Raw genomic sequence first — 25,275 nt, forward strand, 5'->3', positions numbered from 1 at the left:
CTCATGAACGCCGGTTTTTACGGCGGCCTGCTGCTGTTGACCGCGATCACCATCATTTTTTCCCCGCCCGCATACTGCTGGCTGCGCGTGAAGGGGCTGGATTCCGGGCGGGCCGTGCGGCGTATCGTCTGGCTGTACGGACGGGGCTGGCTCCATCTTCTTTCCGTTTTTGTTCCGGTTCGCGTCAGAACCGGTGCCCGGGAGGACTATCCCGTCCCCTGCATCGTGGTGGCCAACCATCAGTCCTTTTTCGACGCCTTCTGCATGGGGGCGCTGCCCATTTACGATCTGGCCTTCGTGGTCCGGGCCTGGCCTTTTCGCATCCCTTTTTACGGGCCGTACATGCTGCTTGGAGAATATCTGAACAGCGAAAATCTTTCCGCCGCGGAATTTCTGGCCTTGGGGAAAGACCGCCTGAACCGGGGTGTTTCGCTGATCATTTTCCCCGAGGGCACGCGCAGCGCCACCGGCAGGCTGGGACGCTTCTATTCCGGCGCCTTCACCCTGGCCATGGAGGCGGGCGTGCCCATTGTGCCTCTTTGCATCCACGGCACGGGGCGGTTTCTGTCCAGGGGGCGGGCCTGGGTCCGCCGGGCGGAGATTTCCATCACGGCCCTGCCGCCCCTGCATCCGGCGGCGTTCGCGGAGTACGGTCCCGGAGCGCATCTGTTGCTGCGCAGGGAAACGAAGAATGTCCTGGACAGCGAACTGCGCCGTCTGGACGGAAGCGCAAATTTTCACTGCCCATGAACCACAACAGAGGAGGAAAAAATGAATTTCCGTTTTCTGCATTTTTCCATCATGGCTTTGTTTGCCTGCGCTCTGCTTTTCATGACGGGATGCCGCATCGCCACTTTGACCAATGTCAGGAATTCGCCCGTTCCGGTCATGAGCCAGAAGCAGAGTGCGGACAATGTCAAACAGGCCATCCTCAGGGCGGGTGCTGAACGCGGATGGCGCATGACCCCGGCCGGAGAAGGGCATATCGTGGGCGATCTGCGGCGCCGCTCGCATCGGGCCGTGGTGGATATTTTCTACACCGACAGAGCCTACGATATCATCTACAAGGACAGTTCCAATCTGAAGTACGACCGGGCGAAGTCCAGAATCCACAGCAACTACAACGAGTGGGTCAGAAATCTCGACGACTCCATTCAGCGGGAGCTGACCATGGGGAGATAGCGCGGTTTTCCGCCGCGTCTGCGGTTCATGCCGGGACGCGGCCTTTGATCCGGAGTCCCCGGGAACCGGTCGCCCCAGAACCGTGTTCCAGGAATATGTTTTGACGGAATGCTGCGTCGGCTTTATGCGGCCATAATATCCACTTTCCGGTTTCGGACGCGGAAATTTCGCGGCCCAGGCAAGTTTCATTTTCGAAGGAGATATTCCCATGACCAAGGAGTTCACTGTTTCCACCACATGCCCCCAGTGTGGCCTGGAAAGCACGGAGACGTATGACGAGCAGACCATGCGGGAGCGTTTCGGCAACGACTCCACAGTGACGGTCCTGTGCGCCGGATGCCAGGCGGACTTCGAGCAGCCTCTGGCATGCGCCGAGTGGGACGACTACTGCAAGGAAATCCCTCTGGCCGCCGACGTGTGAGAGGCGGAGCATATGATCATCATTGCAACGGCATGCGGGCAGTGCCCTTTCCTGAGTCTGGAAGAGGACAGGCGGGTCTGTAATATTTCCCTGCCCAAGCATCGTCCGGTGGACGATGAAAGCGGCCGTCCATCCTGGTGCCGGTTGCGCAAGGAGCAGGTCATTGTCCGGGATTTCAAGTAGTCTCTGATTTGGCGCTTCCCCGGAAAGCCGGATGGATAACCGGCGGGGTGCATTGACAGGAAGTTTTTTTTACTCTAGCAAAGGCCCTTGCAAATTCTTTTTCCGGAACGGAAAAATTTTTATGGCACAACATTCAAGGAGGAATCGAGCATGGCACAAATTGAATTCGAGGGAAAAGCTTTCGAAATCGACGAAGACGGCTTCCTGCTGAAGTTTGAAGATTGGGCTCCCGAGTGGGTTGATTATGTCAAGGACAGTGAAGGTATCGCCGAAATCACCCCGGCCCACCAGGAAATTCTGGATTTCCTGCAGGATTACTACAAAAAGAATGGTATCGCCCCCATGGTGCGCATTCTCTCCAAATCCACCGGCTACAAACTGAAACAGATCTACGAGTTGTTTCCTTCCGGCCCCGGCAAAGGCGCTTGCAAAATGGCTGGCCTGCCCAAGCCCACTGGTTGTGTGTAATTCATTTTTTCCGGACCTTCGTGAGAAAACCCTGCTTCGGCAGGGTTTTCTCGTTTCAGGGACTGGTGTTTTATTCTCAGGACATGTTTGCCGGAAAGTTTTTCGCAGTAACAGAGTTTCTTCAGGGCCGGTCCGTATCATAACCCTGGTTGTGCCGGTCTGGCCTTTCCGGCCAGTCTGTCCAGTTGGGAAAAGGACTGTTCCAGCGTACAGCGTTCGTCGATGCTCTGCTGCAGAAAGGAACGGATGGGCTGGTTCATTTCCAGAGCCAGATCGATCTCGGGATTACTCCCCGGAACATAAGCCCCGATATTGATCATGTCTTCCACCCGGTTGAACGTGGCCAGCATGCGGATCAGCCGTTGCGCGTGCATCCGCGTCTCTTTGGACGTAATGTCTCCGCTCAGGCGGCTCACGCTCTTCAGCACGTCGATGGACGGATAATGCCCCTGGTCCGCCAGCTCCCGGGTCAGGACGATGTGGCCGTCGAGAATGGAGCGCACGGCGTCGGCCACGGGCTCATTGAAATCATCGCCTTCCACCAGCACCGTGTAGATGCCGGTGATGCTGCCCGTGGCCGACCGGCCCGCCCGTTCCAGCAGCCTGGGGAGCAGGGAAAAAACAGTGGGCGTATATCCGCGGGTGGTGGGCGGCTCGCCTGCGGCCAGGCCCACTTCCCGTGCGGCCATGGCGAAGCGGGTCACGGAATCCATCATAAGCAGCACATCCTTGCCCTGATCCCGGAAAAATTCGGCCATGGCCGTGGCCGCGTAGGCCGCGCGCATACGTATCAGCGGTCCCTGATCCGAAGTGGCCACAATGAGAACCGATCTGGCCAACCCCTCCGGCCCCAGATCTTTTTCGATAAAGTCCACCACTTCCCGGCCGCGCTCGCCGATGAGTCCGATGACATTCACATCGGCAGAGGTGTAGCGTGCGATCATGCCCATGAGCGTGCTTTTGCCCACGCCCGAACCGGCCATGATGCCCACTCTCTGTCCTTTGCCCAGAGTCAGCAGCGCGTTGATGCTGCGCACGCCAACATCCAGCGGTTCGTTGATGCGCGGGCGGCTCAGGGGATTGGGCGGGTCGGCATGCAGGGGATTGTAGCGGGCCGGGGAAACAGGATGCTCCGGATCCAGAGACTGGCCGAAAGCATCCACGGCGCAGCCCAGATACCGGTTGCCCACGGGAAAGTGCGGAGGCGTGCTGGTGTTGCGGATGAGGCTGCCGGGCCGTACGCCGCGCATCTCGCCATAGGGCATGAGCAGCACTACGTCGTCGCGAAAGCCCACCACTTCGGCGTTGACCGCCTGGCCGTGCTGGCTGTCGGGCACAATCTGGCACAGGGAGCCAAGCGGAGCCTTGATGCCCCGGCCCTCGGCCACCAGCCCGACCACCTTGGTCACTTTGCCGTAGGACTGGACCGGGCGGAGGCTGTCCAGAAGCTGGAGGGTGCCGTCCAGATCTGCGGTCATGGCATGTCCATGCCCGTTTCGGGGGTGGAAGGGCCGGGCTCCTGATATTCGTCAAGAATATGCCGCACCTGCTCGAAGCGGGAGGTTACGGAGTTGTCCACCAGACCGTCTCCGCTTTCCAGACGCAGGCCGCCAGGGCCGAGATCAGGAGCGGAGCGGATGGTCAGTTCCGGCAATTCCGGCATGATTTCCCGGGCATGTCCGGCCAGTTCGCGGGCCAGGGGCAGGTCGTCCGGGCAGACATGCAGGGTCACGGTGGTGCGCGCCTGAAGGTTGTCTACAGCTTCTTCCAGCAGGGTTTTCAGAATTTCCTCCCGCCGTTCCTCAAGCATCACGCCCAGGGTTTTTTCCAGCCCAGCGCGCATGATCTGAAAGAGCGTGTCTTTGTGCGCATGAAATACCCGCTTTTTTTCATCCATCAGAGCCTGTCTGAGGGAGGCCAGAAATTCCGCCGTTTTTTGGGCCTCGGCCTGTCCCAGGGCCACTGCTTCGGCCTGTCCGGCGCTGAATCCCTCGCCGCGGGCCTGCTCGCGGATACTTTCGGCCTCGGCCAGGGCCTGTTCCAGAATTTCTCTGGCCTTCTGCCGGGCCCGGCCGCGGACCTGTTCCATGTACAGGGCCTCGGTCTCATCGTTCCAGCGCAGATCGGTGCGGCAGTGCAGTGCGGCCGTGCCGCCATGGGGCACCACCCGGCCGGGGGAAAAGGACAGGGCGTGATCAGACAAGGACGTCTCCTCCACTGCCGGCGATGATGATGCGGCCCTCGGCTTCCAAGCGGCGCACCTGCTTGACGATATTCTGCTGGGCCGTCTCCACGTCGGAAAGCTTGACCGGACCCATGATTTCCAGGTCTTCGCGGATCATGTTGGCCGCGCGCTCCGACAGGTTCTTGAAGAACTTCTGGCGCAGGTCCTCCGCCGCGGTTTTCAGAGCCATGGTCAGGTCCTCGTTGCTGATTTCCTTGAGCAGTTCGCGGATGCCGCGCTCGTCGATCTTGATGATGTCCTCGAACACGAACATGAGCTGCTTGATCTCTTCGGCCAGCTGTGTGCTCTCTTCCTCTATGTCGGCCATGATCTCTTCTTCGGTGGCGCGGTCGATGGCGTTCAGTATCTCCGCCACGGAGCCGACTCCGCCGACCTTGCGGCCTTCCTTGCCGCCGATGGCGATGAGCTGGTTCTGCAGTACGCGATCCACCTCCATGAGCATTTCCTCGGCCACGGATTCGAGCTTGGCCAGCCGCATGACCACCTCGGCCCGCACGCCCGCGCTCAGATGCTGGAGCAGATTGGCCGCGCTGTCCGGAGGCAGATGTCCAAGGATGAGGGCCAAGGTCTGGGGATGCTCGTTTCTGAGAATCTGGGCCAGAATTTTGGGGCTGACGTTCTGGAGCTCCTTGAACGGCGCTGGTCCGGCGTCGAAGTCGAGCTCTTCCATGATGTACCGGGCCGTGTCCGAATCCAGATTGGAGGCCAGCATCCGGCGGACCTGATCCTGCCCGCCGTAGAGCATTTCCTTGCCCAGAGCCATGGCCTGGTTGAATTCCCGCAGCACTTCCTCGGCCTGTTCCTTGGTCACGGTGTTCAGTTTGGCCATGGCCTTGGATACGGCCGTTATTTCGGGGCGGTCGAGCTTTTTGAAGACATCGGCGGCAAAGGCGTCGCCCAGAGCCAGAACGAGAATGGCCGTCTTCTGGGGCCTGTCAGTTTTTCGGCCATTTACGCTTCTCCCTGAGCCAGCCACTGGCGCATGATCAGCACTGCTTGGTCCATGTTCTGTTCCACCATCTGCTGCGCCAGATATTTGGCGTTTTCGATGCGCTTGGCCGCGTCCACGGCCGCCAGATCCTCTTCGCTCATGTTCTCGGTCAGAGCCTTCATTTCCTCGGCGGCTCCCAGCTCCTGCTGTTCCTGCACGGTGGGATCCTCCACTTTCGGCCGGAGCAGGGCCAGCACCACGGGCCGGACCACAAAGAAGAGGAAGAGCAGGATGACCAGCACGTTCAGAACCGGTTTGCCCAGCAGCTGGAAATACCGCGAGGCCGTATCCAGGGCGGAGGAGCTTTCACCTTCCACGGGATCGCCGAAAGCGATGGAGGATACCTCGATGGCGTCCCCGCGGACCTCGTCGAAGCCTACGGCCCGCTGCGCGAGCTGGCGGATCTGGGCCAGCTGGTTCGCGCCGAGGGGCTCGAAAGTCCGGGAGCCATCCTGCTGCGTGACATATTTGCCGTCAACCAGGACGGCCACGCTCAGACGTTTGACCGCGCCGATCTGGGCAACAATCTGCCGTTCTTCGCGGTTGATGTCGAAATTGGTGGTGGAGGAGGTGCGCGTGCTCTCCTGAGTTGTGCCGGAGCCGCTCAGCAGGTCGTTCTCGCCCCGGTAATTGGGATCCGGAGTACCGCCGCCCACGTTGGCTGCGCCCCTGTTTTCCTCTTCGTTTTTGACTTCGCTGCGGACCACGGCGGATTTGGGATCGAAGGTTTCCTTGCGGATGGTCGTCCGGTCGAAATCCAGGTCCGCATTGACCCGGACGATGGCCCGGCCGGGTCCCACGATGGGCGTGAGGAGCTGCTCCACGCGCTGTTCCAGCTGGCGCTGCATGTTCATCTGGTATTCGAGCTGGGTGGAGGTCATGCCGGCCATATCCGTGTCGGAGCGGGGTTCGTAGAGCACCTTGCCCCGGCTGTCGGCCACGGTGATGTGTTCGGGGCCCAGCCCTTCCACGCTGGTGGACACCAGATTGACGATGGCCTGCACCTGCTGCTGGGCGAGGTTCCGGCCGCCGCTGAGCTTGAGCATGATGGCCGCCGAAGGCGGGGCCTGCTCTTCCACGAACAGGCTTTTGCTGGGCAGCACCAGATGCACGCGGGCGCTCTCCACTTCGGGAAGCTCGGAGATGGTCCGGGACAGTTCGCCCTGCAGAGCCCGCTGGTAGTTGATATTCTGCACGAAATTGGTCTGGCCGATCTTGTTCTCGTCGAAAAGCTCGAATCCGATGCCCTGTCCGTGCAGCACATTCTCGCCGGCCAGCTTGAGCCGCGCCTCGTATACATGGCTTTCCGGCACCAGAAGGGTCGAGCCGGAATCGGCGATTTCGTACGGAATTTTTTCCTTCTTCAGAAAATTGACCACGCCGGCGGCGTCTTCCTGATACAGATGGCTGTACAGCACCTTGTACTCCGTCCTGTTCATCCAGAAGAGCAGCGCGGAAAGAACGATCAGAAGCGAAGCAAGCAGCCCGCCGAGCAGCACCCGCTGCGGCAGGGAGATGTTTTTCCAGAAATCCGTGGCCCGGGCCAGGGAGTTTCGCACAAATGGGGGCATGACGCGTCCTCGGGAAATTTATCAGAATTGCAGGCGCATGAGTTCCTGGTAGGCCTGCATGACCTTGTTCCGCACGGCGGCGGTCATATCCATGGCCAGTCCGGCCTTTTGCAGCGTGATCATCAGTTCGTGCACGTTCTGGTTCTTGCCTGTGGCGAAGTCCTGAATCATGGCTGTTTTCTCTGCCTGCATCTCGTTCACCTTGCCCAGGGATTCCTGGATGGTGGCGGCGAAGGACCGGGTGGCTTCCCCGGTTCCGGCGTTCTGTGCGGCGACTCCCTTGGAAGTGAGTCCCCCCGCCGCGGAGTATGCCTTGAGGGCCAAAGGTGTAATGGTCATGTGTATCTCCCGGATGCCCGCCTCGGAGCGGGCGCTGGCTTATGTATTCCTTTACTACCGGCCGATTTCCAGGGCCTTGGAGAACATGCTCTTGGCCGTGGTGATGGTGGATACGTTGGCCTCGTAGGCGCGCATGGCCGAAAGCATGTTGGTCATTTCCTCCACCACGTTGATGTCCGGATAGGCCACATAACCTTCGCTGTTCGCGTCCGGGTGTCCCGGCTCATAGACCATCTTCAGGGCACGGCGGTCATTCTGGATGGAGTCCACCCGCACGCCTTTGACTTCCTGATCCAAAGCCGAATTCATGGCCTTGGAGAAGGGGCTCTGGACTTCGGCTTCCCTGAAGATGACTTCCTTGCGGCGATATGGCCCGCCGCCCACGGTGCGGGTGGTTTTGGCGTTGGCCAGATTCATGGAAGTGACATTGAGATGCGTGCGTTCGGCCTTGAGCCCGGATGCGCCGACATCGATGGCGGTCATCAGATCCATTACTTGCCTCCTTCCTGGATGAGCTGCTTCATGCCCGAGAAGTTTTTCTGCATGACGGTGGCCAGGGTGTTGTACATCAGGGTGTTCTTGGCCATGGTCGCTGTTTCCCTGTCCAGATCGACGTTGTCCGTGCCCTGGACCACGCGGGGATTCAGATCCCTGACGACGGAGGCCTCGGTGGCGTCCGGGGAGAATTTGGCGGGGAGGTGTTTGGGGTGCGTCCTGCTGACGGGACCATTCTGGGAAATGCCCAGGGCGGCCTGGAGGTCCTTTTCAAATTCCAGAGTCCGGGCTTTGTAGCCGGGAGTGTTTATATTGGCCAGGTTACCGCTGACGATGTTTTGACGCTGAATCTGGAAGTCCATGACTCTGGCAGTCAAATCGATGTGGTCCGGGAAAAGGCTTTTCATTGCTGAACCTCGTGTGCCTCAAGGCTGTGTGTTTCCTGACGCCGAAAGCCTCGGCGTCATTTGTGCCTACTCTTTAGCAATCACTGTTCCATTTTGTTCAGCATAAAATTTCCAGCAATGAAGAATAGTTATGGCCTGATGGTGTGGCCAGGGAGCCTCTCGACGGGTTGTGGGCAATTTTGGTCTCCTTTTTGCTTGGCTGATTCCGAAACGGACACGGATGCGAGGCGGCAGTCCGCCGGAAGCGCCGGGATATTTTCAGAAAGGAGAATACAATGAGTTCCCATCTCGATTACGAAATCAACAAGGAACTGGGCGAATGTTATCTGTTCATGGGCGATCTGGATAAGGCCGAGGACTATTATCAGAAGGCCGCCGGAAACAATGGCGTGCATCCGGATCCGTATCTGGGGCTGGCCACCATCGCCGTGCAGCGCGGCGACCTGGAGCAGGCCCTGTCCATGTATGAAAAGGCCGACGGCATCGCCTCTTCGGACAAGTCTCTGGCGGGCATGGCGCTGGTCCGCGGCCAGCAGGGAGACCAGGACGCGGCGTGCGGACTTTATCTGCAATCCTTAGGCCGTAACCCCGGCAATATGGTGGCGCTTTTCGGATTGGTTCAGGCCGCTCATCTGGCCGGACGCACTCAGGACGCCGTTGCGCCGCTGAACAGCTATCTGGAGCTGCATCCATACAAGAGCGAGGTTCGCTACGCTCTGGCCGGGTGCCTGGTTTCCTGCGGCCGGAAAGACGAAGCCAAAGCCCAGCTGGAGCTGATTCTGAATCAGGATCCGGCATATGCCCCGGCAGCGGAGCTTCTGGGACAGTTATAATGCCGGACCGCAGCCGGATGTGAGCCCTCGGGCATCGACCGGCCATGAGTGAAAAACGGGCCGGCGGCCGCCAGTGTTCTGTGGAGGCCGCCAGCCCGTTTGTTTTCGATGCGGAGGGAAAATCGCCCGTAATCCGGGGCTACTGCTTGGCCGGAGTCATCCTGTAGCGGTACACTTCGTGGATTTCCTTGTCATAGCCGGGATAGAAGCCCTTGCCCATGCCCAGCACGATGCGCGCGCCGCGGTTGAAAAGCACCAAGAGCTCCCCTGTTTCCGGGTCCATGCTGAGGCCTTCTATCTCTCCCTGCCGTTTCACTTCGGTGAAGGTCTTTTCCAGAGTGACCTGGGCACTGGTCTGATCGGACACATTTACTTTGTACATGTGGTCCGGCTCGTCAAAATCGGCATCTCCGTCATCGGCCGTCACATACAGCGCACCCTTGTGATAATAGACGCCCTGCACCCATTGCGGCACAGGGAATATATGCACCTTGCGCAGATATTTTCCGCTGTCCAGGCTGTATTCGTACAGATAGCGGCCGCTTTCCTCGCCTACCCATGAGCACATCCAGACCGTGCGCTTGTCCCTGTCCACGCAGATGCCCGATACTTCCTGCTGTCCGGAGGAGGGGTCGAACTTGAATGTCCGTTTGAACTTCAGGGTTTCGGCGTCATGGATGGCGATCTGGATATCCTTGCCCACGCCGTCCATGAAATTCTCGGCGCTGATGAAGAGTTCTCCCTCGAATACGTCGATATCGCCGATATGGTTGGACGGAATGGCATAGCCTTCAAAGGGGTTTTCGTTGCTGAGCAGCAGCTTCCCGTCCTTGCCGTACTTGTAGAGGGACTTGCTGCCGCTGACGTAATAATATTTGCCGTCCGTGGCGATGCCCTGTCTGCCTTTGACTTCGAAATCACCCTTGAGGGCGTATTCGTATCCCGCCCGGCAATCGACCGCGCCGGGCATTTTGTCCCCGGCCGCGAAAAGTTGTCCGGCCCCGGCCAGGCAGAGCCCGGCCACCAACAGTCCAGTCAGTTTTTTCATCTGTTCCCCCTTGGGTTTGAATGAATGGAGAAGGCGGAACTTCCCGTAAAAATTACGCGGAAATGCCTTCGGGTCTGTCCGCTTCTGTCAGCTTCTTCTGCCGGAAACAAGGGTGGAAGGTCCCGATTTCAGGATGGACGCATATGAAAACCGTTATCCACAGAAAAACTGGGCAATATCCTGTGGAAAAGATTTTTATTGATACCGCCGGGCAAGGCTGCCTATAGACCCTTTTGTTCCACAAGAAATCTTCAGGCGCAGGGAACCCGGTGCGAGTCCGGGACGGTCCCGCCGCTGTAACCTCTGCAAACACCGCGTACCACGATGCCACTGCCTGCAGGCGGGAAGGCGGTATGCGGAAAGGGGAAGTCAGAATACCGGCCTGAAGCATTCCCTCTTAACTCTCCGCACGCGGATGCGGGGTGTTGGGAACTTCTCGAAACGCTGCACTTTTTCGGGCGTTCATGACGGAAACGAATTCCGCGTGGAATCGCGTGCGCGGCATCGCGCCTGTGAGCCTTTGCGACTGGCCGGGCAGGGTATCCTGCGTCCTGTTCACGGGCGGGTGCAACCTGCGTTGCCCCACCTGTCACAATGGCGGGCTGGCCTGGACTTGGCAGACCCTGCCGGTTCTGGGCCGCAAATCCTTTCTGGAAGATATGCGCAGGCGGCGTTCCTGGCTGGATGGCATTGTGCTGTCCGGGGGAGAGCCTACCTGCGTTCCGGATCTGGAAAATCTGCTGGCGGATCTGAAGACCATCGGCCTGCCGGTCAAGGTGGATTCCAACGGCTCGGCTCCGGATGTGCTGGAGCGGCTGCTGGTTTCGGATCTGGCGCAGACCCTGGCCGTGGACGTGAAAGGCCCCTGGAACCGCTATCCGGAACTGACCGGCGGCATGTCCGAGGCTTCGGCCCGGCAGAGCCTGCAGGAAGTTTTTGCTCTGGCTCTGGCTCATCCGGGGCGGGTATACTTCCGGTGCACCAAGGTCCCCGCGTTGTCCGCAGCCGATCTGACGCGGACCCGGGCCCAAGTTCCGGAGAAACTGCCCCTCGTGTTCCAGGAGTTCGTTCCACCGCCGGAAAAGTGAGACATTTTTGAAACTTCGCCTTTTTTGGAGAATGCATGCCAAAGAACATTGTCAAACGTGACGGCCGTATTGAAACTTGGTCTCTGGAGCGCATCGCCCAGGCCATTCTGAAATCCCTGAACGCCAGCGGAATCAAGGATCCGCTTCTGGCCAGACGCCTGGCCAGGAAGGTGGAGGCCAAACTGGAAGGAATGGCCAGTCCCGAACAGGAAATGGTTCAGGATACGGTGGAGCAGGTGCTCATGGAATCGCGGCTGTACCATGTGGCCAGACGCTATATCGTCTATCGCGAAAAGCGGCGGCAGATCCGCAGTGAAACCGAAACGTTTCTGGACGTGACCGAGACCATTGACAGCTATCTGAACAAGTCCGACTGGCGGGTTAGCGAGAACGCCAACATGGCCCATTCCTTTCAGGGGCTCATGCTGCATCTGTCCGGATCGGTGCAGGCCCGGTACTCTCTGGAAAAATATCCCGAAGAAATCCGCCAGGCCCACGAGCACGGCTATTTTCATATCCACGACCTGTCTTTCGGCCTGGCCGGGTACTGCGCCGGGTGGTCCTTGCGGGATCTGCTGTTGGAAGGCTTCAACCTGGAAGGCCGCTGCTCTTCCGGGCCGCCGCGGCATTTTGACGCGGCTCTGGGGCAGATGGTCAATTTCCTCGGCACGCTGCAAAACGAATGGGCCGGGGCCCAGGCCTTCAACAATGTGGACACGTACCTGGCCCCTTTTGTCCGGCACGACGGCTTGAGCTACGACGATGTCCGGCAGGCCATGCAGAAATTCGTGTTCAACCTGAACACCACCTCGCGCTGGGGAGGGCAGAGCCCCTTCACCAACCTGACTTTCGACCTCACGCCGCCCGCGCACATCGCTTCGGAAGCGGCCATTATCGGCGGGGCGCTGACGGACTCCGTGTACGGTGATTTCAGACCGGAAATGGAAATGATCAACCGGGCCTTTCTGGAAGTAATGCTCGGCGGAGACTACCACGGGCGCATCTTTTCCTTTCCCATTCCGACCTACAATGTGACGCCGGATTTTCCCTGGTCCTCCGAAGTGGGACGACTGCTTCTGCAGCTGACAGCCAAATTCGGGGCTCCGTATTTCCAGAACTTCATCAATTCCGACCTCAAGCCCGAAGACGTGCGCTCCATGTGCTGCCGTTTGCAGATGGATCTGCGCGAGCTGCGCAAACGCACGGGCGGCCTTTTCGGCGCGGGTGATCTGACGGGCTCCATCGGTGTGGTGACTCTGAATCTGCCCAAGCTGGCCTATCTGGCTCAGGGCGAGGAGGATTTTCTGGATCTGGTGGGAGAGTATGCCACCTTGGCCAAGGATTCCCTGGAGTTCAAGCGCAAGATGGTCGTGGACAACATGGAAAAGGGCATGTTTCCCTTTTCCCGGCGGTATCTCAAAAACGGATTTCGCGGACACTTCAGTACTATCGGCCTGGTGGGCGGCCACGAGGCCTGCCTGAATCTGCTGGGCAAGGGCATTGAAACCGAGGCCGGAACGCGCCTCATGATCCGCACTCTGGACTATCTGCGCGAGCTGACATCTTCTTTTCAGGAAGAAACGGGTAATCTGTACAATCTGGAGGCCACTCCGGCCGAAGGCACGAGCTACCGCCTGGCCAAGATCGACAAGAAGCTCTACGCCGACATCCAGGCCTCCGGAAACGGCGTGCCCTATTACACCAATTCCACCCTGTTGCCGGTGGGCCACACCGAAGACGTCTTCACCGCCCTGGAGCATCAGAACCGCCTGCAACCTATGTATACGGGCGGCACCGTGTTCCACAGCTTTCTGGGCGAGTCCGCTCCGGACATGGAGTCTCTTCAGAAATTCATTGTGCGCGCCTTAAGCGAGACCAAGATCCCCTATATCTCCATTACGCCGACCTTCTCGGTCTGCAAGGATCACGGCTATCTGACCGGAGAGCAGGCCGTATGCCCGACCTGCGGAGCGGAAACCGAAGTCTACACGCGGGTGGTGGGGTACTACCGGCCCGTCAAGCTGTGGAACAAAGGCAAACAGGCCGAATACAAGGATCGGGTGGAATATTCTCAGGCGTCCTGCTTTGAGTGAAAGATAGAAATGATGCGGGATGCCGTTCCGTGCCATCATCCGGACGCGGCGAACCCGCTCCCATGACCGTAAAAGGCCTTGGAGAATATCTTCGAGGTCTTTTTTATAACGTCTTCACGAGGCTTCTTGGATTCGCCATGATCGGTACTGACGGCTCGGACGGTCCGCGCCGGAATTCCATGGGCTATCCGCCGCTTCACACGGCCGATTGAGCGCGTGCTTCCGAAAAGCCAACAAAAAACCCCCGTCCTTGGACGGGGGTTGAAATTTTTCGGCCTGAAGATGCGCCTTACTTCACTTCGGGCTTGGTCACGGCGCCTGAACGGATGCACTGGGTGCAGACCTTCATTCTCTTCACCTGGCCGGACTTCAGCTGGGCGCGGACAGACTGGAGATTGGGCATGAAGCGCCGCTTGTTCTTGTTGTTCGCATGGCTGACATTGTTTCCCACTTTCGGCCCTTTGCCGCAGATTTCACAAACTTTCGACATGGTGTCCTCCCTGATGCTTAAATATCTCTTGCGTCCTGAGCCCTGCCGTTTGCGGACGCCATCCGTATCATCGACAATGAGAGCGGACTCTTATACCCGGCGGGGATGGATGGCAAGTGAAAATCCTTGACAGAAAAAAAGATGCGTCTATACGGGTCCTCTTTCGAGGTAATCAATGACCGGACAATGGATAAGCCTGACGAATCTCCCGGCGCACGGCCGGGAATTTTCTTTTGAGGATCAGGGGTTCTGGCGGGATATCTGGGAAGAATTCAGCGGCTGGTGCGAGATTCTTGAGCCCTTTTCCGCCAGGCTTACGATTTCTCCTCAGGCGGACGGGTTTCTGATCCGGGGAACTCTTCGCGGCGTGATATCCACGCCTTGTCACCGCTGCACCGAACCGGCCCGGATAGACATTGTCCAGGATTTCGACTCCTTTGAGGCATTTGAGGATGCCGAAGCTCCCGAAGGGGAGAGCACGCTGCTGCGCGATACGGATAACGGCTGGGAGCTTAATGTTGCCGCTTTGTTACGCGAAGAATGCCTCCTGTCCCTGCCTGAAAAAATTCTTTGCAGCGACACATGTTTGGGGCTATGCCCCCAATGCGGAAAAAACAGGAACCTGGAAAATTGCGTATGCAGCGGTCTGGATGTTCAGTCTCCACTGGCCAGAGCACTGCAGGGCGTTAAAATAAAAGACAACTAGATTTTATGTAGAGGTGCCGTCATGCCATTGCCCAAGAAGAAAACATCCAAATCCAAACGGAACATGCGCCGCTCTCACGATCACGTGGCCGTTCCCAATTTCATTTATTGCGAATGCGGCGAAGCCAGTCTGCCTCACTGCATCTGCCCTGGTTGCGGCAAATACAGAGGCCGCCAGTACGTCAAGGCTGCGGATGCCTAAACCCATCTGCCTCGCCGTGGACGCCATGGGCGGGGATTTCGGCCCGGAAGTCAATGTTCCGGGCTCTCTTGCGGCCGCCCGGGAGACCGGTGCGGCCATTGTCCTTGTCGGCGATGAAGCCGCCATCCGCCAGGAGCTCGAACGTCACCCTCACGCCGATGTAACGGTAGACGTCGTACATACCACGCAGGTCGCGGGCATGGCCGAAAAACCGTCGGACATCCTGCGCCGCAAAAAAGACAGTTCCATTCAGGTGGCTTTTCGTCTGGTCCGGGACGGCCAGGCCCACGGCGTGGTCACGGCGGGGAATTCCGGTGCGGCCTTGGCCTGCGGCATGTTCATTCTGGGCCGCATCGCCGGGGTGGACCGTCCGGCTCTGGCCACCATCCTGCCGACCCTCAAAAAACCCATCGTGCTGATCGACGTCGGCGCCAACGCGGACTGCAAACCGTACAATCTGGTGCAGTTCGGTCTCATGGCCGAGGTTCTGGCCCGGTACGTGCTGGATATTTCAAACCCCAAGGTGGGCATTTTGAGCATCGGTGAGGAAGAGGGCAAGGGAAACGCCCTGACCAAGGAGGCCTATTCCCTGCTCAAGGGTTCTTCCCTTAATTTCGTGGGCAATGTCGAAGGCCGCGACGTATATACCGGCGATACCGACATCATTGTCTGCGACGGTTTTGTGGGCAACGTGGCCCTCAAGCTGAGCGAAGGGCTGGGGGCGGCTCTGGCCTCCATGCTCAAGACCGAGCTGAAGAAGTCCCTGTGGTCTCGTCTGGGAACGCTCATTGCCTTACCCGCGTTCAAGCGCTTCGGGAAAAAGATCGATTACGCCGAGTATGGCGGCGCGCCCATTCTGGGGCTGAACGGCATCGCCATCGTCTGCCATGGAGCGTCCAACGCGCGGGCCATCAGCACGGCTTTGCAGCAGGCCGCGGCCTTTGTCCGCAAGGACGCCAACACCCAGCTCGTTCAGGGGCTGCGCGCCAATACCGAACTGAGTCTGTTTTCGCGGACCGGGCGCACTCTGGCCCCGGCCGGTTCGGATGCGGCGCTGTAATCTCCGACAACGGAATCCGAGATACATGGCTTCAAGGTGCTTTATCGCCGGTCTCGGCGCACACTTGCCCCGAAGGATCGTGACCAACGCGGATATGGAGCGCCTGGTCGATACTTCGGACGAATGGATCCGGACCCGGACGGGCATCGGCCAGCGGCACTTCTCCGGCCCCGATGAACCCTGCTCCGTCCTGGCTCATCAGGCTTCCCTGCGGGCCCTCGACGACGCCGGTCTGACTCCCGCCGACCTGACTCACATCATGGTCGGTACCTTTTCCGGCGATTACAATCTCCCCACCACCGCCTGCCTGTTGCAGGACATGCTGGGTCTCAAGGGCCTGCCCGCCTTCGACCTCGCTGCCGCCTGCTCCGGATTCCTCTACGGCCTGGAAACGGCCAGAGCCTATTGCTCGTTGTACCCGGATGCCCGCATTCTGGTGGTGGGCAGCGAGGTGGTCACGTCGCGCATCAATTTCGAGGATCGCAGCACCTGCGTGCTGTTCGGGGACGGTGCCGGAGCGGCGGTGGTCACGGGACAGGACCATCCCACAGGGATTCGCGTGCTCGATGTCATGCTGAAGGCCGACGGCTCGGTGGGCGAGCTCCTGACCGTGCACGGTGGTGGCAGTGCCTGCGCCCCAGTGCTGGGGCAGACCATCGGGGAAGAGTATTTTGTGCGCATGAACGGGCGGGATGTGTTCAAGCACGCCGTCCGCTACATGAGCGACGTCTCGGCGGCCCTGCTGGAGCGTAACGGGCTGGGCGCGGCGGATGTGGATCTGGTCATTCCGCATCAGGCCAACATCCGCATCATCGAGGCCGTGGTCAGGAAACTTGATGTGGATATGGACCGGGTCTATGTGAATGTGGACCGCGTGGGCAACACTTCAGCCGCGTCCATTCCCATCGCCCTGACCGAAGCCGCCTCCTCCGGCCGCATCCGGTCCGGTATGAAGGTGCTTCTGACCGCCTTTGGCGGCGGGTTCACCTGGGCGGCGGCCTTGTTGCAATTTTAAAGGCGATTGAATAAGCATTCAGCCTTTATTCTCCCCGCATTTTCACGAGGTCATTTATGAACGGAACACGAAAAACGGCCCTGGTCACCGGCGGCACTCGCGGCATCGGCAGGGCCATCGTGAAAAGCCTTGCGGCCCGGGATTACCAGGTCTATTTCACTTACGTCAGCCGCCCCGAGCTGGCTCGGAGCCTGTGTGACGAAATTGCGGCGGCGGACGGTACGGTCCGGGGATTTCAGCTGGATGTCGGCAACTGGGACGCGGTGGCGGAATTTTTCACCTCGGAGATAAAGGACAAGGTTTTTCTCGAAGTTCTGGTCAACAATGCGGGCATCACCAAGGACGGCCTCTTGGTGCGTATGAAGCGCGAGCAGTGGGAGCAGGTCCTCGCGGTCAATCTGACGGGCGCCTTCGCCTGCCTGCAACAGGCCGCGAAAATCATGATGAAGCAGCGCCAGGGCCGCATCGTCAACATTTCTTCCGTCAGCGGGCAGGCCGGCAACGCGGGGCAGGCCAACTACTGCGCCGCTAAGGCCGGCCTCATCGGTCTGACCAAGACCGCCGCCCTGGAACTGGCTCCGCGCGGCATCACGGTCAACGCCATTGCTCCCGGCTTCATCGAGACTGACATGACGGACGCGCTGCCGCAGGATCTCCGTGACAAATATCTGGAGCGCATCCCGCTGGGTGCTCTCGGGTCGGCCCAGGCTATCGCCGACGCGGTGGTTTATTTTGCATCGGACCAGGCGGCGTACGTCACCGGTCAGATACTCGGGGTCAATGGCGGCATGTACATGTAGCCGGGCCCGTCAACACAGCACACAATCTGGAGGAACAATGTCTATCGAAGCGAAAGTGAAGGAACTGGTGGTGGAGCAGCTGGGCGTGTCTGCGGACGAGGTCAAGCCCGAATCCTCTTTCATGGAGTCTCTTGGAGCCGACTCTCTGGATATCACGGAGCTGATCATGGCCATGGAAGAGGAGTTCGACATCGAAATCGATGATGAAGACGCCCAGAAGATCGTCACGGTTCAGGATGCCGTGAACTACATCAAATCCAAGACGGCCTAGCTTTTCGCTCCGGCAAATACGGACTCTCCGGTACCCCGCGCCCACGGGGTACCTTTTTTCAATGGCGGAAACCCGCCCCATACCTGTAAATTCGGGAAGAACATGATTGGAAAACGTGTTGTCGTGACCGGCCTTTCGGCTCTGACGCCCATCGGCAACTCCCTGAAGGAGAGCTGGGACAACCTTGTGGCCGGAGTGAGCGGCATCGGCCCCATCACGCTCTTTGACTGCTCGGATTTTGAAACGAAGATCGCGGGGGAGCTGAAAAATTTCGATCCCGAAGCCTGGGTCAGCGTCAAGGAGGCGCGGCGCATGGACCGTTTCGTCCAGATTGCCGTGGCCGCGGGCAAGCAGCTCATGGCCGACTGCGGCCTGGAGATGACTGACGCGATGGCCCCTGAGGTGGGCGTGCTTCTTGGCTGCGGCCTGGGCGGCCTCGGCACCATCGAGGAATTTCACGGCAAGCTCGTGCAGGCCGGACCCCGCCGCGTGTCGCCGTTTTACATCCCCATGCTCATTTCCAACATGGCGTCGGGACAGATTTCCATCCATACCGGGGCCAAGGGGCCCAACCTGGTGACCACATCGGCATGCGCCTCGGGTTCTCACGCCATCGGCTGCGCCTTCTCCGACATCAAGCTCGGGCGGATCAAGGCCTGCATCACCGGAGGGGTGGAATCCACCATCACGGCCATGGCCGTTTCCGGATTCAATGCCATGAAGGCGCTGACCACGCGCAACGGCGAGCCGCAAAAGGCCAGCCGCCCCTTTGACGCGGGCCGTTCCGGCTTTGTCATCGGAGAGGGGGCCGGACTGCTCATGCTGGAAGAGCTGGAGCACGCCAAGGCGCGCGGGGCCAGGATTTACGCCGAAGTCGTCGGTTACGGCGCTTCCGGCGACGCCTTCCACATGGCCGCCCCCCAAGAATCCGGCCAGGGCATGTCCCAGGCCATGCGTTCGGCCCTGCGGGATGCGGAGATCGCCGCGGAACAGATATCCTTCGTCAACGCCCACGGCACTTCCACCAAGCTGAACGACAAGACCGAGACCACGGCCCTCAAAACCGTGTTCGGCAGGCATGTCTACAAAATGCCTGTCACGGCCAACAAGAGCATGATCGGGCATCTCCTTGGCGCGGCGGGTGGGGCCGAAGCCGTATTCACGGCCATGAGCCTTTTCACCGGAGTGGTCCCCGTGACCATCAATCAGGACACCCCCGATCCCGATTGCGACCTGGACTACACGCCCGGAGAGAGCAGAAAGATGGACCTGGAATACGGCATCAGCAATTCCTTTGGGTTTGGCGGCACCAACGCATCCATCATTTTACGCCGCTTCAGCTGAAGACCGACGGCGCGGGCTTTTCTGCTTCCCGTCGGGCAGCGCGGCCAACGCCGGGAACGCCGCGCGGCGGTATCGAACCACTGACCCGCCACAAGCGGGATGACACGGAGTACTCTTATGGACGAACTCACCCGCCAGGATCCGCAGATAGCCAAGGCTGTCCAACTGGAAACCAACCGGCAGATCACCAAACTGGAACTCATCGCCTCGGAAAATTTTGTTTCTCACGCGGTGCGGCTGGCTCAGGGCAGCGTCATGACCCACAAGTACGCCGAAGGCTATCCCGGCAAGCGTTACTACGGGGGCTGCGAATATGTGGACATGGCCGAAAACCTGGCCATCGAGCGGGCCAGGCAGCTGTTCGGGGCGGAGTACGCCAACGTGCAGCCGCATTCTGGTTCCCAGGCCAACATGGGGGCTTATTTTGCCGCCATTGAGCCCGGAGATACCGTTCTCGGCATGAACCTGTCCCACGGCGGACATCTCACCCACGGCAGTCCGGTCAATTTTTCCGGCCGTCTGTTCAAAACCGTGTTTTACGGCGTGGACCGCGAAACCGGACGCATCAATTACGACGAAGTGGAAGCTCTGGCGGCCGAGCACCGGCCCAAGCTGATCGTCGCCGGAGCGAGCGCCTATCCGTGCGTTCTGGACTTCGCCCGCTTCCGGGCCATCGCCGACACCGTGGGGGCCAAGCTGCTGGTGGACATGGCCCACATCGCTGGGCTGGTGGCCGTGGACCTGCATCCGTCGCCCGTTCCCCACGCTCATTTCACCACCACGACCACGCACAAGACCCTGCGTGGCCCCCGCGGCGGCATGATCCTCAGCTCGGAAGAGTTCGGCAAGACGCTCAACTCCCAGATATTTCCCGGCATTCAGGGCGGACCGCTCATGCATGTCGTGGCGGCCAAGGCCGTGGCCTTCGGCGAAGCCCTCAGGCCGGAATTTCGCGACTATCAGCAGCAGGTGCTGGACAACGCCCAGGCTCTGGCCGGGGAGTTGCGGGACGCCGGGTACAATCTGGTTTCCGGCGGCACGGAAAATCATCTGATCCTGATGGACCTCACAAAGCAGGACATCACCGGAAAGGACGCGGAAATCGGTCTGGACAAGGCCGGCATCACCGTGAACAAAAACACCGTGCCCTTTGAGACCCGTTCGCCCTTCGTCACTTCGGGTGTCCGTCTGGGCACTCCGGCCCTGACCACGCGCGGCATGAAGACCGACGATATGCGCCGGGTGGGCAAATGGATCGTGCAGGTGCTGCAGAATCTGGATAATGAAACCCGCCTGACGGAAACCCGGCTGGAAGTGGAAAAATTCGCGGGACAGTTTCCCCTTTTCGCCTGGTAGGCGCTGCCCCGCACTTTCTCCCGCCAACCACAGCGCCGGGTTTCCGGTCCTGTGGTTGCTTTGTTTTCTTCGGAAGGAGGGCCGCATGGACAAACGCATCCCCTGGGCCGAGTATTTCATGAACATCGCCTATCTCGTGGCCGAACGCTCCACCTGTCTGCGCCGCCGGGTGGGGGCGCTGGCCGTCAAGGACAAGCGCATTCTGGCCACGGGCTACAACGGTGCTCCGGCGGGGCTGGCACACTGTCTGGATATCGGCTGTCTGCGGGATCAGCTCGGCATCCCCTCGGGTCAGCGTCACGAACTCTGCCGTGCCCTGCACGCCGAGCAGAACGTCATCATCCAGGCGGCCATGCACGGCGTGAGCATCGAAGGCGCGGACATTTTCTGCACCACGCAGCCCTGTATTCTTTGCGCCAAAATGCTCATCAACTGCCGGGTGAAAACCATCCATTTCGCCGAAGGCTATCCCGACGACATGTCCCGGCAGATGCTGGACGAAGCGGGCATTCCTTATCATCTCATGGAGCGGCCCGCTCGTGAGTCCTGAAGACTTCATGGACCGGGCCATCGCCCTGGCCCGGCGCGGAGAGGGCCGCACCGCTCCCAACCCTTGCGTGGGAGCGGTGCTGGTCCGCGATGGAGTCATCGTGGCCGAAGGCTGGCACACGGCCTGGGGGCGCCCTCACGCCGAGGTGGAAGCCCTGGCCGACGCTTGCCGGAAAAATGTGAACCCGGCGGACTGCGCTCTTTTCGTGACCCTCGAACCCTGCAACCATCACGGCAAGACGCCGCCCTGCACTCAGGCCATTCTGGATGCGGGCGTCCGCGAGGTGACCGTGGGCTGTGCTGATCCCAATCCTGCGGTGACGGGTGGGGGGGCAGATTTTCTGCGCAGCCGGGGCGTGGCGGTCCGCGTGGGTGTGCGCGAGCGGGAATGCCGGGACCTCATCGCCGATTTCCGCATCTGGCAGACCACGGACCGGCCTTTTTCCATCGTCAAGCTGGCCACCACCCTGGACGGCAGAATCGCGGCCCGCACCGGTCAGACAGCCTGGATTTCGGGCGAAGCCTCACGCCGGGAAGTGCATCGACTGCGTTCCTGGTGCGGTGCGGTCATGGTGGGCGGGGAAACCTTCCGGACCGACAACCCCAGGCTGACCTGCCGCCTGCCCGGATATGAAGGCCCCCAGCCTCTGGCGGTGGTCGTCACCCGCAGGCTGCCGGAAACGCCGCACGACCACATTCTGCTCATCGAAGGGGCGGATCGGGTCATCTTCTGGACATCGCCGGATCAGGCCCGTTCCGGACGGGCCACGCGGCTGAAGGAGCTGGGAGCCGCCGTGTGGGGGCTCCCTGAAGGCGGACACGGCCTGGATCTGGCCGAAGGCATGCACCGTTTGCGCCGGGACCGGAACACTCATTACGTTCTGGCCGAGGGCGGCGGACGGCTGGCCGCTTCCCTGCGTATTCAGGGGCTCATGGACGAACTGCGTATTTTCCAGGCCATGAAGATTCTGGGCGACGAGGACGGGCGCCCGGCGTTTGCCGGCCGGGGCGCAATCTCCATGGAAGAATGCTGGAGTTTCAGGCTGGTGGAGCAAAGTTTCCACGGCACGGATCTGTATTTGCGCCTGCATCCCGAGGAGTAGCACATGTTTACCGGCATCGTGCAGGGTGTCGGCACCGTGGCGGACATCGCGCGTCACGGCGGCGAAACCCGGCTCACCCTGTCCCCCCGCTTCTCCCTCACGGACTATGTCCGGGGAGAGTCCATCGCGGTCAACGGCGTGTGCCTGACCGTGGAGTCCTTTTCGTCCGGCGCCTTCACGGCGTATGCCTCGGCCGAAACCATGACTGTGAGCAATCTCGGCCTGCTGCGGCCGGGGGCGCCCGTCAATCTGGAACGGGCCCTGCGTCTGGGAGACCGCCTGGGTGGACATCTGGTCTCGGGGCATGTGGATGCTCTGGCTACGGTGCGTTCCATCCGCCAGGCCGGGGAATCCCGTCTTTGCCGTCTGGAGTTTCCCGTCCGTCTGGCAGCGCAGATTATCCCGAAGGGCTCGGTGGCTCTGGACGGCGTCAGTCTTACGGTCAACGATTGCGGTCAGGACTATTTGGAAGTAAACGTCATCCCGGCCACGCAGGGGGAAACCACCATTTCCGGCTGGACTCCGGGAACGCGGGTCAACCTGGAAACCGATGTCATCGGCAAGTACGTCGAGCGCATGCTCGGCCCCTGGGGCGCTGGCCCCGATAGTACCCGGCGACCGGGCATTACGCCGGATTTTCTGCGGGAACACGGATTCGGCTTCTGAATTCGTCACGAGGACTCTATGCACAGATGCACGGCCGAGGAGGCCATCAAGGAAATACATGAAGGCCGGATGATCATTCTGGTGGATGACGAAGACCGGGAAAACGAGGGCGACCTGACCATCGCCGCCGAAAAGATCACGCCCGAGGCCATCAATTTCATGGCCAGATACGGACGCGGCCTGATCTGTCTGGCTCTGGAACCCCCTCTGGTGGACAGATTGCAGCTGCCGCTCATGACCAAGCGCAATACGTCCAAGTTCGGCACCAATTTCACCGTGTCCATCGAGGCGAGTCAGGGTGTGACCACGGGCATTTCCGCCCATGACCGGGCGCTTACCGTCCAGACCGCCGTGGCCGACGGCGTCACGCCCGAGGACATCGCCACGCCCGGGCACGTCTTTCCTCTGCGAGCCAAGCCGGGAGGAGTGCTGGTCCGCGCCGGACAGACCGAAGGTTCCGTGGATCTGGCCCGTCTGGCCGGCCTGAAGGGGGCGGCCGTGATCTGCGAGATCATGAACGACGACGGCACCATGGCCCGTATGCCCCAGCTCTGCGAATTCGCGGCCGAGCACGACATGAAGATCGCCACCATCGCGGATCTCATCGCCTACCGTTCCCGCAAGGACTCCTTGGTCCGCCGCGTGGCCGACGCCCGCATGCCCACCAGCCACGGCGAGTTCACCATCATTGCCTATGAAAACGATATCGATGTTCACACGCACATCGCTCTGGTGAAAGGGGAGATCAACGAGGACACGCCTGTTCTGGTGCGCGTGCACAGCGAATGTCTGACCGGAGACGTGTTCGGGTCCCTGCGCTGCGACTGTGGCGGCCAGCTCAGGCACGCCATGCGCATGATCGACCGGGAAGGCGCGGGCGTGATCCTGTATATGCGTCAGGAAGGCCGGGGCATCGGGCTTGGCAACAAGATCAAGGCCTACCATCTTCAGGATGAAGGGCGCGACACGGTGGAGGCCAATCTGGAGCTGGGCTTTGCTCCGGATCTGCGCGACTACGGCCTGGGCGCGCAGATTCTGGTGGACCTCGGCGTGAAGCGCATGCGCCTTCTGACCAACAATCCGAAGAAGATCATCGGCCTGGAGGGCTACGGGCTCAAGGTGGAGGAGCGGGTCCCCATTGAAATGCCGCCCGGCGCCGAGAATGAATGCTACCTCCGCACCAAACACGACAAGCTCGGGCACCTGCTGCATCTGGACGCCGGAAAAAACTGAGCAGAAGTTTTGCGGGACTCCGCCCGCACCCCGCCAGGGACTCGTCCCTGGACCCCTTTTCGGAATCGGTGCGATTTTCAGAGAATCCGGCAGTATCATCCCGAATCATCTCGTCCATCCAAGGAGACGTCATGCCGCATATCAAGACCATCGAAGGCCAGTTGCAGGCCCAGGGGCTGAAATTCACCATCATCGCCACCCGCTTCAACGATTTCATCGTGGACCGGCTGACGGGCGGAGCGGTGGATTATCTGCTGCGTCACGGCGCGGTCCGCGAGGATATCACCATCATCCGCGTGCCCGGAGCCTTTGAGCTGCCCATCGTGGCCAGCAAGGCGGCGAAGGCCGGAAAATCCGACGCCATCATCTGTGTGGGCGCGGTCATTCGCGGGGCCACGCCCCATTTCGATTATGTGTGCAGCGAGGCCACCAAGGGCATCGCCCATGTGGCTCTGGAAACAGGCGTGCCCGTCGGATTCGGTCTTCTGACCACGGATACACTGGAACAGTCCATCGAGCGCGCGGGCAGCAAGGCCGGCAACAAAGGCGTGGAGGCCGCGGCCGCGGCTCTGGAGACTCTGCGCGTGCTGCAACAGATGTAGGAGCGGCTCGTGACGCCCAACCGCAGGCAGCAGCGCCGTTTTGCCTTCCAGCTCGTCTATGCGCTGAGCTTCGGCCAGAACCCGTCGAAGGACGTTCTGGCCGCGTCCTTCGACAATTTCTGGGCCGAGGAAGAGACGGATATGGACCGGGAGCAGTCTTACGCCTGGATTCTGACCGAGGGTGTATTCGAGCACCGGGAGGCTCTGGACAACATCATCGCCGGGCATTCCCGGCACTGGAAACTGGAGCGCATCGCCAGAGTGGAGCTGGCCATTCTGCGCCTGGCCCTGTTCGAGCTGCTTCATATGCCCGATGTGCCGGCCAAGGTGGTCATCAACGAGGCCGTCGAACTGGCCAAGGATTTTGGGGACGACAATTCCGGGACCTTCGTGAACGGCGTGCTGGATGCCGTGGCCAGGGAAAACGGACGATAGTGCATCGCTTCGGATACGGACCGAAAAAATACGGAAAAACAGGGCCTCTTCAATATGGGCGGACTTCAGATGGTTTCCTG

The 25,275-nt window shown here is 60.3% G+C and carries 31 protein-coding genes and 1 riboswitch; of the genes, 22 read left to right on the forward strand and 9 right to left on the reverse strand.

Going from position 1 to position 25,275, the window contains the following annotated elements:
• Window positions 1-3 precede the first annotated feature (3 nt).
• The 5 genes from AXF15_RS06250 (at window position 4) to AXF15_RS06265 (ending at window position 2,254) form a co-directional block, all read left to right on the forward strand.
• On the forward strand, window positions 4-750 hold the full coding sequence (locus AXF15_RS06250; protein ID WP_169793612.1) for a lysophospholipid acyltransferase family protein: 747 nt from the start codon (window positions 4-6) through the stop codon (window positions 748-750).
• A gap of 21 nt (window positions 751-771) precedes the next feature.
• Window positions 772-1,182, forward strand: a complete 411-nt coding sequence (locus AXF15_RS06255) for a hypothetical protein (RefSeq protein ID WP_236884841.1) — start codon at window positions 772-774, stop codon at window positions 1,180-1,182.
• Between the two features lie 208 nt (window positions 1,183-1,390).
• Window positions 1,391-1,603: a hypothetical protein gene (locus AXF15_RS06260; protein WP_066604811.1), complete on the forward strand. Its 213-nt coding sequence runs from the start codon at window positions 1,391-1,393 to the stop codon at window positions 1,601-1,603.
• Window positions 1,604-1,615: 12 nt separating this feature from the next.
• Window positions 1,616-1,786 (forward strand): hypothetical protein, encoded by a 171-nt coding sequence (locus AXF15_RS14265; protein ID WP_169793613.1) that lies wholly within the window; start codon window positions 1,616-1,618, stop codon window positions 1,784-1,786.
• Window positions 1,787-1,936: 150 nt separating this feature from the next.
• Window positions 1,937-2,254: a TusE/DsrC/DsvC family sulfur relay protein gene (locus AXF15_RS06265; protein WP_066608764.1), complete on the forward strand. Its 318-nt coding sequence runs from the start codon at window positions 1,937-1,939 to the stop codon at window positions 2,252-2,254.
• A 137-nt stretch (window positions 2,255-2,391) separates the two neighbouring features.
• On the opposite strand, the gene AXF15_RS06270 is transcribed toward AXF15_RS06265, so the two are convergent.
• Genes AXF15_RS06270 through flgB form a run of 7 tightly spaced genes read right to left on the reverse strand, consistent with a single transcriptional unit; the run spans window position 2,392 to window position 8,302 of the window.
• Window positions 2,392-3,732 (reverse strand): FliI/YscN family ATPase, encoded by a 1,341-nt coding sequence (locus tag AXF15_RS06270; protein ID WP_066604813.1) that lies wholly within the window; start codon window positions 3,730-3,732, stop codon window positions 2,392-2,394.
• Window positions 3,729-4,457 (reverse strand): FliH/SctL family protein, encoded by a 729-nt coding sequence (locus AXF15_RS06275; RefSeq protein WP_066604820.1) that lies wholly within the window; start codon window positions 4,455-4,457, stop codon window positions 3,729-3,731. Before AXF15_RS06275 ends, AXF15_RS06270 begins: the two co-directional genes overlap by 4 nt.
• Window positions 4,450-5,475 (reverse strand): flagellar motor switch protein FliG, encoded by a 1,026-nt coding sequence (gene fliG / locus AXF15_RS06280; RefSeq protein ID WP_066604823.1) that lies wholly within the window; start codon window positions 5,473-5,475, stop codon window positions 4,450-4,452. The genes AXF15_RS06275 and fliG overlap by 8 nt, the downstream gene beginning before the upstream one ends.
• Window positions 5,451-7,061 carry a flagellar basal-body MS-ring/collar protein FliF gene (fliF, locus tag AXF15_RS06285; protein WP_066604825.1) on the reverse strand — a complete coding sequence of 537 codons (1,611 nt, stop codon included), beginning with the start codon at window positions 7,059-7,061 and terminating at the stop codon, window positions 5,451-5,453. The genes fliG and fliF overlap by 25 nt, the downstream gene beginning before the upstream one ends.
• Before the next feature lie 21 nt (window positions 7,062-7,082).
• On the reverse strand, window positions 7,083-7,400 hold the full coding sequence (gene fliE, locus AXF15_RS06290) for a flagellar hook-basal body complex protein FliE (protein ID WP_066604835.1): 318 nt from the start codon (window positions 7,398-7,400) through the stop codon (window positions 7,083-7,085).
• A gap of 54 nt (window positions 7,401-7,454) precedes the next feature.
• Window positions 7,455-7,892, reverse strand: a complete 438-nt coding sequence (flgC, locus tag AXF15_RS06295) for a flagellar basal body rod protein FlgC (RefSeq protein WP_066604838.1) — start codon at window positions 7,890-7,892, stop codon at window positions 7,455-7,457.
• Window positions 7,892-8,302 (reverse strand): flagellar basal body rod protein FlgB, encoded by a 411-nt coding sequence (gene flgB, locus AXF15_RS06300; RefSeq protein WP_066604842.1) that lies wholly within the window; start codon window positions 8,300-8,302, stop codon window positions 7,892-7,894. The genes flgC and flgB overlap by 1 nt, the downstream gene beginning before the upstream one ends.
• Before the next feature lie 275 nt (window positions 8,303-8,577).
• Here flgB and AXF15_RS06305 point away from each other — a divergent pair, with 275 nt between their 5' ends.
• Complete coding sequence (locus tag AXF15_RS06305; protein WP_066604845.1) at window positions 8,578-9,135, forward strand: tetratricopeptide repeat protein; 558 nt, start codon at window positions 8,578-8,580, stop codon at window positions 9,133-9,135.
• 139 nt (window positions 9,136-9,274) lie between these two features.
• Here the strand turns inward: AXF15_RS06305 and AXF15_RS06310 are convergent, their stop codons facing one another.
• Complete coding sequence (locus AXF15_RS06310; RefSeq protein WP_236884731.1) at window positions 9,275-10,183, reverse strand: hypothetical protein; 909 nt, start codon at window positions 10,181-10,183, stop codon at window positions 9,275-9,277.
• Window positions 10,184-10,419: 236 nt separating this feature from the next.
• Window positions 10,420-10,583, forward strand: a riboswitch (cobalamin riboswitch).
• Window positions 10,584-10,647: 64 nt separating this feature from the next.
• On the opposite strand from AXF15_RS06310, the gene AXF15_RS06315 reads away from it, so the two are divergent.
• The gene (locus AXF15_RS06315) at window positions 10,648-11,271 is read left to right on the forward strand and encodes an anaerobic ribonucleoside-triphosphate reductase activating protein (protein WP_066604849.1); all 624 of its coding nucleotides are present in this window, start codon (window positions 10,648-10,650) and stop codon (window positions 11,269-11,271) included.
• A gap of 35 nt (window positions 11,272-11,306) precedes the next feature.
• Complete coding sequence (locus tag AXF15_RS06320; RefSeq protein ID WP_066604850.1) at window positions 11,307-13,364, forward strand: ribonucleoside triphosphate reductase; 2,058 nt, start codon at window positions 11,307-11,309, stop codon at window positions 13,362-13,364.
• 289 nt (window positions 13,365-13,653) lie between these two features.
• Here the strand turns inward: AXF15_RS06320 and rpmB are convergent, their stop codons facing one another.
• Window positions 13,654-13,854: a 50S ribosomal protein L28 gene (rpmB, locus tag AXF15_RS06325; RefSeq protein ID WP_066604852.1), complete on the reverse strand. Its 201-nt coding sequence runs from the start codon at window positions 13,852-13,854 to the stop codon at window positions 13,654-13,656.
• A gap of 175 nt (window positions 13,855-14,029) precedes the next feature.
• Between rpmB and AXF15_RS06330 the strand changes: the two genes are divergently transcribed.
• The 14 genes from AXF15_RS06330 to nusB all read left to right on the forward strand — a co-directional run bounded on the left by AXF15_RS06330 (window position 14,030) and on the right by nusB (window position 25,195).
• Window positions 14,030-14,560 (forward strand): YceD family protein, encoded by a 531-nt coding sequence (locus tag AXF15_RS06330; RefSeq protein ID WP_066604855.1) that lies wholly within the window; start codon window positions 14,030-14,032, stop codon window positions 14,558-14,560.
• Between the two features lie 21 nt (window positions 14,561-14,581).
• Window positions 14,582-14,761, forward strand: coding sequence for a 50S ribosomal protein L32 (rpmF, locus tag AXF15_RS06335; protein ID WP_066604858.1), 180 nt, complete (start codon window positions 14,582-14,584; stop codon window positions 14,759-14,761).
• A complete protein-coding gene (plsX, locus tag AXF15_RS06340; protein ID WP_066604862.1) occupies window positions 14,754-15,821 on the forward strand; it encodes a phosphate acyltransferase PlsX in 1,068 nt (355 codons plus the stop codon). The genes rpmF and plsX overlap by 8 nt, the downstream gene beginning before the upstream one ends.
• A gap of 25 nt (window positions 15,822-15,846) precedes the next feature.
• Window positions 15,847-16,836, forward strand: coding sequence for a beta-ketoacyl-ACP synthase III (locus tag AXF15_RS06345; protein ID WP_066604865.1), 990 nt, complete (start codon window positions 15,847-15,849; stop codon window positions 16,834-16,836).
• Between the two features lie 56 nt (window positions 16,837-16,892).
• The gene (fabG, locus tag AXF15_RS06350) at window positions 16,893-17,636 is read left to right on the forward strand and encodes a 3-oxoacyl-[acyl-carrier-protein] reductase (RefSeq protein ID WP_066604868.1); all 744 of its coding nucleotides are present in this window, start codon (window positions 16,893-16,895) and stop codon (window positions 17,634-17,636) included.
• Window positions 17,637-17,673: 37 nt separating this feature from the next.
• On the forward strand, window positions 17,674-17,907 hold the full coding sequence (acpP, locus tag AXF15_RS06355; RefSeq protein WP_066604871.1) for an acyl carrier protein: 234 nt from the start codon (window positions 17,674-17,676) through the stop codon (window positions 17,905-17,907).
• Between the two features lie 102 nt (window positions 17,908-18,009).
• Window positions 18,010-19,251: a beta-ketoacyl-ACP synthase II gene (gene fabF / locus AXF15_RS06360; RefSeq protein WP_066604874.1), complete on the forward strand. Its 1,242-nt coding sequence runs from the start codon at window positions 18,010-18,012 to the stop codon at window positions 19,249-19,251.
• Between the two features lie 117 nt (window positions 19,252-19,368).
• On the forward strand, window positions 19,369-20,607 hold the full coding sequence (gene glyA / locus AXF15_RS06365) for a serine hydroxymethyltransferase (protein ID WP_066604876.1): 1,239 nt from the start codon (window positions 19,369-19,371) through the stop codon (window positions 20,605-20,607).
• Between the two features lie 85 nt (window positions 20,608-20,692).
• Entirely contained in the window at window positions 20,693-21,157 is a 465-nt protein-coding gene (locus AXF15_RS06370; RefSeq protein WP_066604878.1) for a deoxycytidylate deaminase, read from the forward strand.
• The gene (gene ribD, locus AXF15_RS06375) at window positions 21,147-22,259 is read left to right on the forward strand and encodes a bifunctional diaminohydroxyphosphoribosylaminopyrimidine deaminase/5-amino-6-(5-phosphoribosylamino)uracil reductase RibD (RefSeq protein WP_083517905.1); all 1,113 of its coding nucleotides are present in this window, start codon (window positions 21,147-21,149) and stop codon (window positions 22,257-22,259) included. Before AXF15_RS06370 ends, ribD begins: the two co-directional genes overlap by 11 nt.
• A 3-nt stretch (window positions 22,260-22,262) precedes the next feature.
• Window positions 22,263-22,925, forward strand: coding sequence for a riboflavin synthase (locus AXF15_RS06380; protein WP_066604886.1), 663 nt, complete (start codon window positions 22,263-22,265; stop codon window positions 22,923-22,925).
• Between the two features lie 18 nt (window positions 22,926-22,943).
• Complete coding sequence (locus AXF15_RS06385) at window positions 22,944-24,158, forward strand: bifunctional 3,4-dihydroxy-2-butanone-4-phosphate synthase/GTP cyclohydrolase II (RefSeq protein WP_066604888.1); 1,215 nt, start codon at window positions 22,944-22,946, stop codon at window positions 24,156-24,158.
• Window positions 24,159-24,289: 131 nt separating this feature from the next.
• Window positions 24,290-24,760 carry a 6,7-dimethyl-8-ribityllumazine synthase gene (ribH, locus tag AXF15_RS06390; RefSeq protein ID WP_066604890.1) on the forward strand — a complete coding sequence of 157 codons (471 nt, stop codon included), beginning with the start codon at window positions 24,290-24,292 and terminating at the stop codon, window positions 24,758-24,760.
• Between the two features lie 9 nt (window positions 24,761-24,769).
• A complete protein-coding gene (nusB, locus tag AXF15_RS06395; RefSeq protein ID WP_066604892.1) occupies window positions 24,770-25,195 on the forward strand; it encodes a transcription antitermination factor NusB in 426 nt (141 codons plus the stop codon).
• Window positions 25,196-25,275 lie beyond the last annotated feature (80 nt).

The organism is Desulfomicrobium orale DSM 12838 (assembly GCF_001553625.1).
Classification (GTDB): domain Bacteria; phylum Desulfobacterota; class Desulfovibrionia; order Desulfovibrionales; family Desulfomicrobiaceae; genus Desulfomicrobium; species Desulfomicrobium orale.

Coding starts and splice junctions, on each gene's coding strand:
- AXF15_RS06250 (WP_169793612.1), top strand. CDS start 4: ATGAACGCCGGTTTTTACGGCGGCCTGCTGCTGTTGACCGCGATCACC.
- AXF15_RS06255 (WP_236884841.1), top strand. CDS start 772: ATGAATTTCCGTTTTCTGCATTTTTCCATCATGGCTTTGTTTGCCTGC.
- AXF15_RS06260 (WP_066604811.1), top strand. CDS start 1,391: ATGACCAAGGAGTTCACTGTTTCCACCACATGCCCCCAGTGTGGCCTG.
- AXF15_RS14265 (WP_169793613.1), top strand. CDS start 1,616: ATGATCATCATTGCAACGGCATGCGGGCAGTGCCCTTTCCTGAGTCTG.
- AXF15_RS06265 (WP_066608764.1), top strand. CDS start 1,937: ATGGCACAAATTGAATTCGAGGGAAAAGCTTTCGAAATCGACGAAGAC.
- AXF15_RS06270 (WP_066604813.1), bottom strand. CDS start 3,732: ATGACCGCAGATCTGGACGGCACCCTCCAGCTTCTGGACAGCCTCCGC.
- fliF (WP_066604825.1), bottom strand. CDS start 7,061: ATGCCCCCATTTGTGCGAAACTCCCTGGCCCGGGCCACGGATTTCTGG.
- fliE (WP_066604835.1), bottom strand. CDS start 7,400: ATGACCATTACACCTTTGGCCCTCAAGGCATACTCCGCGGCGGGGGGA.
- flgC (WP_066604838.1), bottom strand. CDS start 7,892: ATGGATCTGATGACCGCCATCGATGTCGGCGCATCCGGGCTCAAGGCC.
- flgB (WP_066604842.1), bottom strand. CDS start 8,302: ATGAAAAGCCTTTTCCCGGACCACATCGATTTGACTGCCAGAGTCATG.
- AXF15_RS06305 (WP_066604845.1), top strand. CDS start 8,578: ATGAGTTCCCATCTCGATTACGAAATCAACAAGGAACTGGGCGAATGT.
- AXF15_RS06310 (WP_236884731.1), bottom strand. CDS start 10,183: ATGAAAAAACTGACTGGACTGTTGGTGGCCGGGCTCTGCCTGGCCGGG.
- AXF15_RS06315 (WP_066604849.1), top strand. CDS start 10,648: ATGACGGAAACGAATTCCGCGTGGAATCGCGTGCGCGGCATCGCGCCT.
- AXF15_RS06320 (WP_066604850.1), top strand. CDS start 11,307: ATGCCAAAGAACATTGTCAAACGTGACGGCCGTATTGAAACTTGGTCT.
- rpmB (WP_066604852.1), bottom strand. CDS start 13,854: ATGTCGAAAGTTTGTGAAATCTGCGGCAAAGGGCCGAAAGTGGGAAAC.
- AXF15_RS06330 (WP_066604855.1), top strand. CDS start 14,030: ATGACCGGACAATGGATAAGCCTGACGAATCTCCCGGCGCACGGCCGG.
- rpmF (WP_066604858.1), top strand. CDS start 14,582: ATGCCATTGCCCAAGAAGAAAACATCCAAATCCAAACGGAACATGCGC.
- plsX (WP_066604862.1), top strand. CDS start 14,754: ATGCCTAAACCCATCTGCCTCGCCGTGGACGCCATGGGCGGGGATTTC.
- AXF15_RS06345 (WP_066604865.1), top strand. CDS start 15,847: ATGGCTTCAAGGTGCTTTATCGCCGGTCTCGGCGCACACTTGCCCCGA.
- fabG (WP_066604868.1), top strand. CDS start 16,893: ATGAACGGAACACGAAAAACGGCCCTGGTCACCGGCGGCACTCGCGGC.
- acpP (WP_066604871.1), top strand. CDS start 17,674: ATGTCTATCGAAGCGAAAGTGAAGGAACTGGTGGTGGAGCAGCTGGGC.
- fabF (WP_066604874.1), top strand. CDS start 18,010: ATGATTGGAAAACGTGTTGTCGTGACCGGCCTTTCGGCTCTGACGCCC.
- glyA (WP_066604876.1), top strand. CDS start 19,369: ATGGACGAACTCACCCGCCAGGATCCGCAGATAGCCAAGGCTGTCCAA.
- AXF15_RS06370 (WP_066604878.1), top strand. CDS start 20,693: ATGGACAAACGCATCCCCTGGGCCGAGTATTTCATGAACATCGCCTAT.
- AXF15_RS06380 (WP_066604886.1), top strand. CDS start 22,263: ATGTTTACCGGCATCGTGCAGGGTGTCGGCACCGTGGCGGACATCGCG.
- AXF15_RS06385 (WP_066604888.1), top strand. CDS start 22,944: ATGCACAGATGCACGGCCGAGGAGGCCATCAAGGAAATACATGAAGGC.
- ribH (WP_066604890.1), top strand. CDS start 24,290: ATGCCGCATATCAAGACCATCGAAGGCCAGTTGCAGGCCCAGGGGCTG.